Raw genomic sequence first — 11,124 nt, forward strand, 5'->3', positions numbered from 1 at the left:
CGCACCACGGGGTGGCGCCGGTGTGGGCGCGGGCCGGGTGGGCAGTACGTACGGCGTCGGTTCCGCCACCTCCGCCACCGAGGGAGAACGCATGGCCATCGCCCACCGCAGGATCGGCACCGGGCCCCTGCGCGCCGTCGTGCTGCACGACTGGTTCGGCACCTCCGCCAACTGGGGCTCCGTGCTGGACCACTTCGACCCGGAGGGCTTCTCGTACGCCTTCCCGGACTACCGCGGCTACGGCGACCGCCGGGACGTCCCCGGTCGCTACGACCTCGCCGAGATCGCCGATGACGTCCTCGCCCTCGCCGACGAGCTCGGCTGGGACACCTTCTCCCTCATCGGCCACTCCATGGGCGGCAAGGCCGTCCAGCAGGTCCTGGCCCGTGCCCCCGAGCGGGTCGAGAAGCTGATCGGCGTCAACCCCGTCCCGGCGGGGCCCTACGAGATGGACGACGACACCCACGCCCTCTTCCGCGGGGCCGCCGACAGCCCGGAGAACCGGCGCGTCATCCTCGACCTGGTCACGGGCCACCGCGCGAGCCGCCACTGGCTGGACCGCATGGTCGCGCACTCCGTCGCCGTCTCCCGCCCCGAGGCCTTCGCCGCCTACCTGTCGAGCTGGCAGTCCCTGGACCTGTCGGCCGCGGTGAAGGGCAGCACCGTCCCCGTGCTGGTCCTCGTGGGGGAGTACGACCTCGCGCTGAGCCCCGATGTGATGCGCGCCACCTGGCCGCCCTCGTACCCGAACTGCCGGGTCCTGCCGCTCCCCGGGGCCGGCCACTATCCGCCGCACGAGACTCCGGTGGCCTTCGTCACAGCGGTCGAGGACTTCCTCCGCTCCGGCAGGGAGGACGGGGAGTAGCGGAAAAGCCCGTAGGGGCACGAGGCGGACCTCGTGCCCCTACGGGACGGAAGGGTGAGTGACGGGACTCGAACCCGCGGCCACCTGGACCACAACCAGGTGCTCTACCAACTGAGCTACACCCACCACGACGGGCAGCGGACCGCCCGTTCGATGTGCACGCACAGCATAGCCGATCAGACGGGTGGTCCTGCGACGCGATATCCGGCCGGGCGGCCGGTGGCCGCCCGGCCGGCGCGGCGGCTACGCGCCCGGCGCGGCGGCTACGCGCCCGGCGCGGCGGAGGCGTGCGCGACGGCCGCGGCCGCGAGCGCCCGCACGATCGGGTGCGGACGGCTCCCGTCCCCGGACAGCTCCGGCTGGAACAGCGTCGCCAGGAAGAACGGGTGGCCCGGCAGTTCCGCGATCCGCGGCTGCCCGTCCTCGTCGTGCCCGGACAGGCGCAGGCCGTGGGCGGTGAGGGCCGGCAGGTGCCGCGGCTCGGGCCCGTAGTTGCAGTGGTACCGCTCGGTGGTCCGCTCCGCGCCGAGCACGGACTCGGCGAGCGAGCCGGGCTCCACCCGTACGACGCCCTCGTGCCCGACGAGCGAACAGGCCAGCGGGGTGATCAGCAGGTCCTCGGCACCGGGGTCGTTCTCGGCGTGCGCGATGCCGGACAGCCCGCAGACCGTGCGGGCGTACTCCAGCAGGGCGTGCTGGAAGCCGCCGCAGGTCCCGAGGAACGGAATGCCCTCCTCCCGTGCCACGCCGATCGCCGCCAGCGCCCCGGCCTCGCTGGCGTACGGGCTGCCGGGCAGTACCCAGACCGCGTCGAAGCGGGCCAGGGCCCCGGAGGCGGCCTCGGCCCCGGCGTCGGTGGTGGGGATCCAGTAGGCGTCCAGGACCAGCCCGTCGCGGGAGGCGAGGGCGTCGAGGAGGAGCGGGATCCGGGTGTGGGACGTCACGTGCGGGGAGCGGTCGCCGACGAGGGCGATCCGGGCGACGGGCGCGCTCGGCCCGTCCTGCGTGCCGACGGTGGTGCCGGTGGTCGTGTGGCTCATGCCGATCATCCTCGGGGCGGCCCCCACTTCAGCGCCAACGATTGTTCCTGCATGATCGATAAGCGATGCTGATGGTCATGGATCCGCACCTCCTGCGCACCTTCGTCACCGTGGCCCGGCTGTCCTCCTTCTCCGCCGCCGCCCGCGAGCTCGGCTACACCCAGTCCGCCGTCTCCCAGCACATCGCCGCCCTGGAGGGCGACCTCCGCACCGAGTTGCTCACCCGCCGCCCCGTCACCCCCACCCCCTCCGGGCTGCGGCTGCTGGAGCACGCCGCACCGTTGCTGCTGCGGCTCGACGCGGCCCGGGCCGACGTGCTCCGGCTGGCCGCGGCCCCGCCCGGCCGGGTCACCCTCGCCGCGTCGCCGCTCGCCGTCGGGCCGCGGCTGCTCGCCGCCCTGCCGGCCACCGGCGTCGAGCTGCGGGTCGTACCGCCCGACCAGGTGCCGGCCGCCGTCGCCACCGGCGGCTGCGACCTCGGGCTCGTCGACGGCCTCGCCGCCGCCAGCGACCCGCTGCGGCTGCCCGACGTGGCCCCGCTGACCGTCACCGGCATCGACGAGGAGCAGCTCGCCGTCCTCCTCCCCACCGGACACCCCTTCGCCGTGCGGACCGCCCTCCGCCTGGACGACCTCGCCGACGCCCGCTGGCTCGACGCCCCGCACGCCGGCCTCGCACCGCCCGCCGCCGTCCGCACCGCCCCCGCCCTGCGGTACGAGGGCACCGACCTGCACGCCCTGTGCGCCCTGGCCGCCGCCGGGCACGGCCTGGTCCTGCTGCCCCGCCGGGTGGCCGCGACCGCCGTGGCGGGGGTGGCCGTCCCCCTGTCCGACCCCCGCCTGGTCCACCGCACGGAGCTCCTCACCCCCCGCACGCCCACGCCAGCGGCCGCCGCCCTGTCCGCCCGGCTCGGCGCCCTAGGCTGACCCGCATGAGCGGAATAGACGTGGTCAACGGTGCGGTGGGCGCCGTGTTCGGGCTCGTCCTCGGGAGCCTCTTCCAGCAGCCCGTCGAGGACGCCTGGTACCGGTTCAGGCAGCGATCCGCGATCCGCGTACGGAGTTTGACGTTCCGCCAGGACGGTGGCCGGGCCACCGCCTGGTCCGCGTTCGCACTCGGCCCGCTGCGCACCTCCGCCCTGATCGTGGAGGGCGACGGACGGCACCCCATCGCCCCTTCGGCCGTCCACATCCAGGTCCTCGACCAAGAGGTCGTCCTGCCCGAGGACATGGCCCCCTGGCGCGACGAGATCGAGGAGCAGGAGGGCGAACGGGACGGCGGCGGCGCCTGGAACGGCCCCCGCTACGCGGTCGACGAGGTGTCCGTATCCCGCAGCCCCCTGGAGGAGCAGCCGGAGGTCCGCCTGCGGCTGCGGCCCACCGACTACTTCACCTTCCTGGCCGCCCAGCAGCTCGACCGCAGGTTGCCCGACGGCACCACACCGCGCGGCCGCTACCTGGACCCCGGCGACCCGTTCGCCGCACCCGCCTTCCTGCAGTGCAGCTTCGGCGTCAACGTCGCCGTGGTCACCGCCGACCACCTCCTGGTCGTCAGCCGCCGGGCCGACGGCGTCAGGACCGGGACCGGCCTGTGGAACTCCTCGGTGAACGAGGGGGTTTCCCGGCACCTCGACTCCGCCGGACGCAACGCCCCCGACCTGCACGAGGTGGCGCGCCGCGGCATGCGCGAGGAACTCTCCCTGGAACCCCACGAGTACACGCTCAGCCTGCTGGCCTTCGTGCTCGACGTGGAGCGGCGGCAGTGGAGCGCCCATTTCCACGCCCGGCTCGACCGGTTGACCGGCGACGGCCTGCAGGAGCGGACGTCCCGCGGAGTCGCCGACCGGTGGGAGCACCAGAGCCTCGACCTGGTCCCGTTCCGCCCCGTCGACGTCGTCCGCTACATGCTCCGGCCGGAGCGGATCCACCACTGGGCGCCCACCGCCCCCGCCCTGTTCCACCTCGCACTGGTCCACGTCCACGGGCGGGGCCCGGTGGAGCGGGCGGAGGACCGGGCCGTACGCCGCCTCGGCGCGCGCTGAGTCCCGGTCCGCCACCGGGTCCTAGGGGGCTCAAGGCGCCAGCAGGACCACCGACTCCGCCGGAACGCGGATGCGGCCCTCCGGGTCCGGGTGGTCGACCGGCTCCCAGGAGGCGACCACCCGGACCCCGTTGCGGCCCAGGGGGATCACCGCCGGCTCGGGGGCGAGGTTGACCACCACCCGTACGTCACCCCGCCGGAAGGTGATCCAGCGCCGCTCCTCGTCGTACGCCACGCGCACCGCCGCCAGGTCCGGGTCCCGCAGGTCCGGATGGCTGCGGCGGAGCCCGACCAGGGTCCGGTACCAGGCCAGCAGCCGTGCGTGCGGGGCGCGTTCCGGCTCCGCCCAGTCCAGGCAGGACCGGCTCCGGGTGGCCGGGTCCTGCGGGTCCGGGACCTCGCCCGCCTGCCAGCCGTGGGCCGCGAACTCCCGGCGCCGGCCGGTGCGGACCGCCTCGGCGAGCTCCGGGTCCGGGTGGTCGGTGAAGTACTGCCACGGCGTGCCGGCGCCCCACTCCTCCCCCATGAACAGCATCGGCACGAACGGCCCGGCCAACACCAGCGCCGCCGCGCACGCCAGCAGCCCCGGGGAGAGGGAGGCGGCGAGCCGGTCGCCCTGCGCCCGGTTGCCGATCTGGTCGTGGGTCTGGCTGTAGCCGAGGAAGCGGTGCGCGGGGGTCCGGCGGCGGTCCACCGGCCGGCCGTGGGTGCGGCCCCGGAAGGCCGACCAGGTCCCGTCGTGGAAGAAGGCCCGCGTCAGGGTCTTCGCCACGGCGGCGAGCGGGGCCCCGGCGAAGTCGGCGTAGTACGCCTGCGACTCGCCGGTCAGCGCACAGTGCAGGGCGTGGTGGAAGTCGTCGTTCCACTGGGCGTGCAGGCCCTGCCCGCCCTCGGCGCGCGGGGTGGTGGTCCGCGGGTCGCACCGGTCGGACTCGGCGATCAGGAACAGCGGCCGGTCCGTCTCCTCGGCCAGTGCGTCCACCGCCGCGGCCAGCTCCTCCAGGAACGTCAGTGCCCGCCCGTCGGCCAGCGCGTGCACCGCGTCCAGGCGCAGGCCGTCGATCCGGTAGTCCCGCAGCCAGGCGAGCGCGCTGCCGGTGAAGTAGGCGCGGACCTCGTCGGAGCCGGGCGCGTCCAGGTTCACCGCCGCACCCCAGGGCGTGTGGTGGCTGTCCGTGAAGTACGGGCCGAAGGCCGTGAGGTGGTTGCCGGAGGGCCCCAGGTGGTTGTGGACCACGTCCAGCACCACCCCGAGGCCGGCCGTGTGCGCCGCGTCCACGAACCGGGCGAGGCCCGCCGGGCCGCCGTACGGTTCGTGCACCGCCCACGGAGCGACCCCGTCGTACCCCCAGCCGTGCCGGCCGGGGAACGGGCAGACCGGCATCAGCTCGACGTGCGTGACCCCGAGCGAGACCAGGTGGCCGAGGCGGGCGGCGGCCGCGTCGAAGGTGCCCTCGGGGGTGAAGGTACCGACGTGCAGCTCGTACAGGACCGCGTCCTGCAGCCGGACGCCGGGTGCGGGCGCCTGCGGCGCCAGCGGCTCGACCTCCACGACGGCGGACGGCCCGTCCGGCCCGTCCGGCAGCCGCCGGCCGCGCGGATCGGGCCGTACGGCCGGGTCGTCGCCCAGCAGGAACCCGTACCGGTCCCCGTCGACGGCCGGCGCCTCGACGACCCACCAGCCGTCCCGGTCCGGATCGCGCACCATGTCGTACCCGACCCACTCCTCCCCGGCGTGCGCGAGCCGCAGGGCGACCCGGTCTGTCAGCGGTGCCCACACCTCGAAGTGCACGGGCGGCTCCCTCGTCTGCGGCGGTACCGGAACGTGAGCTTTGCCATGTGTCGTACCCATCATCGCCGGTGGCCGGGGGAGTTCTGGACACTCCGCCCCGGACGGGCCGACAATCACCCTGTGACGTCGAGTTTCGAGTTCCCCGCCCACCCCGTGCCGCGCCTCTCCGACGCGGAGCGCGACCACGCCCTCGGCAAGCTCCGCGAGGGTGCCGCCTGCGGCAAGCTGTCCCACGACACCTTCCTGCGCCGGATGGAGCTCGCCCTCGTCGCCCGCCGCTCCGAGGAACTCGCCGTCCTCGTGGCCGATCTGGACGGCCGGGAGTCGGAAGCCGCCTGGACCCGCCGCCTGTTCGGCTGGGTGGGCCGGGTCTCCGCCGTCTCCGCCGGGGTCCGACGGGCGTGGCACGCGGAGCGCCTGCCGAAGCTGCTGCTGCCGCATCCGGGCGCCCAACCGCTGCGGATCGGCCGCGACCCGGGCAACGGGCTCCGGCTCACCGACGAGACCGTCTCCCGGGTGCACGCCGAACTCGGCATGCGCGACGGGATGTGGGTCCTGACCGACCTCGGCTCCTCGAACGGCACCACCGTCAACGGCCGCAGGCTGACCGGCTCCATCGTCGTCCGCGACGGCGACCAGATCGCCTTCGGCCGCACGTCCTTCCGCCTGTCGGCGGGATAGGGCGTTCCCTCCGGGCCCGGCCGTCCGGCGCGCCGTCGCCCGCCCCGCGCGAGCCCTGCGGCCGGTCCCGCCGTCCGTGCCGGGCGGATGCGGAGGAACGGGCCGGCCGCGAAAGCGCAACGGCCAGGGCGCGCGGGGGCGAGGATGTGCGCATGGATCACGTGCCTGTCGTGCGCCCCGCGCGTCCCGAAGACCTGCCCCGCCTCGTCGAGCTCGTCCACGAGCACGTCGCGTACGAGAAGTCCGCACCCCGCCCCCCGGGCCTCGCCGACCGGCTGGGCCCCCGGCTGTTCGCCGAGGACGCGCAGGCCTGGGTGCTGCTCGCCGAGGACCCGGACGGCCGGGTCGTCGGGTACGCCGCCTGCTCGGCCGAGTTCACCTTCTGGGACGCCCGCCACTACCTGCACATGGACTGCCTCTACCTTGCCGAGGAGGCCCGCGGACACGGCCTCGGCGCCGCCCTGATGGACGGCGTGGCCGCGCTCGCACGCGAACGCGGCCTCGACCAGGTCCAGTGGCAGACCCCCGACTGGAACGAGGGCGCGATCCGGTTCTACGACCGGCTCGGCGCCGACGGCCTCGCCAAGCGCCGCTATGCGTGGTCCGTGGCGCCCGCTGCCGCCGGCACCGACGCCGTTACGGGCTGAGCGGGCCGGTGTCGGTGAGGCGGTCATAGGCGGCCAGGACGGTGCGGGTCTGGTGTTCGACCTGGTCGGCTACCGGGACCCAGCGGGCGTGGAAGCGGGTGGCGAACTCCGCGCACCAGCCCGTGACCAGCCGGTCCAGCCCGGGTGCGGCCGGATGGCCCTGGCCGTGCAGTACCCGCAGCAGCATCGAGGCGGCGCGCAGGGACAGCCGTCGACCGAAGGCGTCGATGCTGCTGATGCGGGCCGCCGAAGCCTCGGCGGGGGCGCCGGCGCCCGTCCACTCGGCGGTGATCGCGGGGATCAGACCGAGCGTCCAGTCGACGGCGCGCAGCAGCGGGGCGGCACCCGGATCCGCGCCCGGCGCCGCGTCCGCCGCCCGGTCCCGCACGGCGGAGACGAGGGAGGCGTCTTCCGTGAGCCGGTCCGCCAGGAACCGCAGCGCACCCCGCGGGTCGGGGTGCGGGGCCGGGTCGTCCACCAGGTCGGAGGCCCACATGGGGACCTCCACGATGGCGGTGGTGCCGGCGTAGCGGTGCGTGCGGTACCAGGTGCTGAGCCGGGTGTCCTCCGGGTGGAACGCCCCGGCGGCTGCGCGTCCCCGCGGGGGCATCACGAAGATGCCGGGCCCGGGGGACGGCCAGCCGACCGCGTCCGAGGCCCCGGTCTCCACGGGGATGCGCAGATCTGCGGCCGACTTGGCGAACGGCTCGGCGAGGCCGGGTATGTTCCGCGTGAGCTGGACCCAGGAGCCACCGAGATCGGTGCCGTGCAGGGAGACCTGCAACACGGGCCGTAGCTCGTCGATGAGGGCGGTCAGCGCCAGCGTTTCGGGCGGCAGCCGGTCCGGGGGCAGTAAAGACGGCGCCCACTCGGGCTGTTCGGGGCCGGGTGGCCGGTAGAAGTTCCGGTGGTAGTCGAGCAGGGAGTCCGGGCGCGGGGTGCGGTGCAGGGCGGCGCCGTCGGGATCGGCGCACAGGAGGAAGTGCCAGACCCCGCCGGGACGGAGGGCGGGGCCGTGGGCGAGGCGGCGGGCCAGGGCGAGGGCGGTGGCACCGCCGACGGGTTCGTTGGCGTGCGCGCCGGCCACCACGAGCACACAGCGGTCCCGCGGCCCGCCGCCGCCGACGGGCCCGCCCGCGCGGGGCCCGCCCGGGACGGTCCCGTCGGCGGTGGTCCTGTCGGCGGTGGTCCCGTCCGCGGCGGTCCCGTCCGCGGTCACGGACAGGAGCCAGAGGGGTTCGCCGCCCCGGGAACTGCCGATCCGGCGCAGCCGGACCCGGCGGGGGAGTTCGTCCGCCAGTGCGCGGGCGGCCAGCGCGAGTTCGCGCGGTGTGGGGTAGCGCATGTCACGGAGGTGGGTCACGTCTGATGCAATGCCCGCCGCGCACGCCCCCTACTGCTCCGCGCGCCCCACACTTCCCGGAATCCCCTGGCCAATGCCTCTGCCGCCGGACGAGTGCTGCTGGTGCAGGCCGCGGCCGGCCAGCGTCAGGAACACCTCGCCCACCGCCTCCGACAGCGTCGGGTGGGCGTGGACGTGGCGGGCCACGTCGGACGGCTCCGCGTCCCAGCCCACGACCAGCTGGCTCTCCGCGATCATCTCCGACACGTGCGGCCCCACCAGGTGCACGCCCAGCACCCGCCCGGACCGCTCCGCGACCACCTTCACCACCCCGCCCCGCCCGTGCACCATCCCCTTGGCGACGGCCGTCAACGGCATCGTGCCCACCACCACGTCGTACGCCTGGTCGCGGGCCTGCGCCTCGGTCAGTCCCACGGCGGCCGTCTGCGGCGCGGAGTACGTCACCCTCGGCACCGCCGCGTAATCCACCGGCGCGCCCGGTATCCCCGCCAGGGTCTCCGCCACCAACAGCCCCTCGGCGAACGAGGCGTGCGCCAGCCCGGGCGAAGGCGGCGGCAGCAGGTCGCCGACCACGTGGATCCCCGGAACGGAGGTCTCCAGCCGGGACCAGTCGGCGGGCGCCACGAACCCCCGCCCGTCCGCGGCGAGCCCCGCCGCCGCCAGGTCCAGCCCGTCGGTCACCGGAACCCGGCCCACGGCGACCAGCAGCCGCTCCGCCGCCACCTCGACGACGTCCCCCCGCGGACCGCGTACGGCGGCCCGCACACCCCCGCCCGCGAGCCGTTCGACACCCTCCAGCCGCGCCCCGGTCCGTACGTCGATGCCGCGCCCCCGCAGCCCCCGCGCCAGATGCCGGGACACGTCCGCGTCCTCCAGCGGAACAAGCCGCTCCGCGGCCTCCACCAGCGTCACCTCCGCCCCCATCGACCGGTGGAACGAGGCGTACTCCACGCCGATCGCCCCACCGCCCAGCACCAGCACCGAGCTCGGCAGCCCCGGCGCGAACAGCGCGTCGTCGCTGGTGACGACCGCGTGCCCGTCGGGCTCCAGTCCCGGCAGGACGCGCGGACGCGAACCGGTGGCCAGCACGATGCCCCGTGCCGCCGTGAAGTCCCGACCGTCCGAGGTCCTCACCGAGCGCGGGCCCGTCAGCAGGGCCGAGTCGTGCACCAGGCGCACCCCGGCCTGCCGCAGGTGCCCCTCCACCCCGCGGTGGTTGCGCGCGACGATGTCGTCCCGCGTGGCGGTCAGGGCCCGCCAGTCCACCCCGTCCACCGTCACCCGGACCCCCCAGCGCTCCCGCGCCTCGGCCGCCCCGTCGACGAGCTCGGCCGCGTGCAGCATGGCCTTGCTCGGTATGCACCCGCGGTGCAGGCAGGTCCCCCCGACCTTGTCGCGCTCCACGAGGACGACGTCCAGGCCCAGGGCCGCGGCGCGCAGGGCGGTGCTGTACCCGCCGGTGCCGCCGCCGATCACGATCACATCTGCGGTGTTCATGCCCTCCACCCTGGGCCGGGCCCGGCCTGCGGTCCAAGGCAATGATCTTCTCGGTGCCATGCAGGATGCTTATGCTTCGCATCCATGAGCCTGCGTCAGATGGAGTACTTCCTCGCCGTCGTGGAGGAGTCCTCCTTCACCCGCGCCGCCGACGCCCTGCACGTCACCCAGCCCGCCCTCTCCCACCAGCTCAAGGCCCTGGAGCGGTCGGTCGGCGGCGCGCTGCTGGAGCGCATGCCGCGCGGGGTCCGCCTCACCGCCATGGGGCGCGCCTTCCTGCCGCACGCCCAGCTCGCCGTCCGCAGCGCCCGCCAGGCACGGCGCGCGGCCCGCGCCGCCGCCGGGGCAGCAGGCGGCGAACTGCACGTCGCCACCGTCCACTCCGTCGCCGTCGGCCTGCTCCCGGCCGTCGTCACCCGCTGGCGGAGCCGCCATCCCGGCGTCCAACTGGTCCTGCGCGAGTACGGGTCCACCGAGGCCCTGGAGGAACATCTGGACCGCGGAGTCGCGGACCTCGCCGTGGGCCCGGAGCCCAAGGAGTGGACCGGGCCCGTCCTCCCGGCCGGCCGGGAGGAGCTGGTGCTCGTCGTCCCCTTCGACGACCCGCTGGCCGGCCGCGGCTCCGTCCGCCTGACCGAACTCGCCGACCGCGACTGGATCCGCTGCGCGCTGGAACCCACGCTGCACGGCGAGCCGTTCCTCGACTGGGCGTGCGGCAAGGCCGGCTTCACCCCGCGCACCGCGCTGCGCACCGAACACACCTCCACGGCCGTCCGCATGGCCGCCGCCGGCACCGGGGTCGTCCTGGCCCCCGCCCACACGGCCCGGGGCGCCCTCGGCGAGGACTGCGCGCTGCTCTCCCTCGACCCGCCGTGGCACCGCCCCCTCGCCGTCTTCTCCCGCGTCCCGCTGACGGGTGCGGCGGAGGCCTTCGCCGGGCTACTCGCCGTCCCGCCCGGAGCCGCCGCTCCCGCCGTCCGCGCCTCCGTCCCGTAGGAGGACGGCCACCGGCCGCGCCGCCAGCAGCTCCGCCAAGCGCACCCCGCCCTCGTACGAGGCGGGCCGCGCACCGTCCCCCGGCGTCGGGGGCCCGCCCCCCGCCGCCGGGGCCCCGGCCGCGGGGGGCAGCCCCACCCCCCCCCGCGGCCGGGCCGGGTGCGCCCGCCCCCCCCCCCCCCCCCGCCCCCGGCCCGACCCCG

Annotated in this window: 10 protein-coding genes and 1 tRNA gene; 6 read left to right on the plus strand and 5 right to left on the minus strand. The window is 75.7% G+C overall.

What is annotated here, in order from left to right; translation table 11 throughout:
* The first annotated feature begins 91 nt into the window (after positions 1 to 91).
* A complete protein-coding gene (locus ACFV7Q_RS16650) occupies positions 92 to 865 on the plus strand; it encodes an alpha/beta fold hydrolase (protein WP_385428959.1) in 774 nt (257 codons plus the stop codon).
* A gap of 53 nt (positions 866 to 918) precedes the next feature.
* Here ACFV7Q_RS16650 and ACFV7Q_RS16655 read toward each other — a convergent pair.
* A tRNA-His gene (locus ACFV7Q_RS16655) sits at positions 919 to 991 on the minus strand.
* 137 nt (positions 992 to 1,128) lie between these two features.
* The gene (locus ACFV7Q_RS16660; RefSeq protein ID WP_385428961.1) at positions 1,129 to 1,905 is read right to left on the minus strand and encodes a hypothetical protein; all 777 of its coding nucleotides are present in this window, start codon (positions 1,903 to 1,905) and stop codon (positions 1,129 to 1,131) included.
* Positions 1,906 to 1,982: 77 nt separating this feature from the next.
* Here ACFV7Q_RS16660 and ACFV7Q_RS16665 point away from each other — a divergent pair, with 77 nt between their 5' ends.
* The gene (locus ACFV7Q_RS16665) at positions 1,983 to 2,831 is read left to right on the plus strand and encodes a LysR family transcriptional regulator (protein WP_385428963.1); all 849 of its coding nucleotides are present in this window, start codon (positions 1,983 to 1,985) and stop codon (positions 2,829 to 2,831) included.
* 5 nt (positions 2,832 to 2,836) lie between these two features.
* Positions 2,837 to 3,946: a hypothetical protein gene (locus tag ACFV7Q_RS16670; protein WP_385428964.1), complete on the plus strand. Its 1,110-nt coding sequence runs from the start codon at positions 2,837 to 2,839 to the stop codon at positions 3,944 to 3,946.
* Between the two features lie 30 nt (positions 3,947 to 3,976).
* Here ACFV7Q_RS16670 and treZ read toward each other — a convergent pair whose 3' ends face one another.
* On the minus strand, positions 3,977 to 5,737 hold the full coding sequence (treZ, locus tag ACFV7Q_RS16675) for a malto-oligosyltrehalose trehalohydrolase (protein ID WP_385428966.1): 1,761 nt from the start codon (positions 5,735 to 5,737) through the stop codon (positions 3,977 to 3,979).
* A gap of 120 nt (positions 5,738 to 5,857) precedes the next feature.
* On the opposite strand from treZ, the gene ACFV7Q_RS16680 reads away from it, so the two are divergent.
* Both ACFV7Q_RS16680 and ACFV7Q_RS16685 read left to right on the plus strand, forming a co-directional pair.
* Positions 5,858 to 6,418 (plus strand): FHA domain-containing protein, encoded by a 561-nt coding sequence (locus ACFV7Q_RS16680; protein WP_385428968.1) that lies wholly within the window; start codon positions 5,858 to 5,860, stop codon positions 6,416 to 6,418.
* A gap of 152 nt (positions 6,419 to 6,570) precedes the next feature.
* On the plus strand, positions 6,571 to 7,065 hold the full coding sequence (locus ACFV7Q_RS16685; protein WP_385428970.1) for a GNAT family N-acetyltransferase: 495 nt from the start codon (positions 6,571 to 6,573) through the stop codon (positions 7,063 to 7,065).
* Here the strand turns inward: ACFV7Q_RS16685 and ACFV7Q_RS16690 are convergent.
* Both ACFV7Q_RS16690 and lpdA read right to left on the minus strand, forming a co-directional pair.
* Positions 7,055 to 8,428 carry a M14 family zinc carboxypeptidase gene (locus ACFV7Q_RS16690; RefSeq protein ID WP_385428972.1) on the minus strand — a complete coding sequence of 458 codons (1,374 nt, stop codon included), beginning with the start codon at positions 8,426 to 8,428 and terminating at the stop codon, positions 7,055 to 7,057. The two genes, ACFV7Q_RS16685 and ACFV7Q_RS16690, sit on opposite strands and share 11 nt — an antisense overlap.
* 30 nt (positions 8,429 to 8,458) lie before the next feature.
* Positions 8,459 to 9,925, minus strand: a complete 1,467-nt coding sequence (lpdA, locus tag ACFV7Q_RS16695; RefSeq protein WP_385428973.1) for a dihydrolipoyl dehydrogenase — start codon at positions 9,923 to 9,925, stop codon at positions 8,459 to 8,461.
* 84 nt (positions 9,926 to 10,009) lie between these two features.
* Here lpdA and ACFV7Q_RS16700 point away from each other — a divergent pair, with 84 nt between their 5' ends.
* Positions 10,010 to 10,921 carry a LysR family transcriptional regulator gene (locus tag ACFV7Q_RS16700; protein WP_385428975.1) on the plus strand — a complete coding sequence of 304 codons (912 nt, stop codon included), beginning with the start codon at positions 10,010 to 10,012 and terminating at the stop codon, positions 10,919 to 10,921.
* Positions 10,922 to 11,124: the final 203 nt, after the last annotated feature.

It is taken from the genome of Streptomyces sp. NPDC059851 (genome assembly GCF_042732005.1).
Lineage (GTDB): Bacteria > Actinomycetota > Actinomycetes > Streptomycetales > Streptomycetaceae > Streptomyces.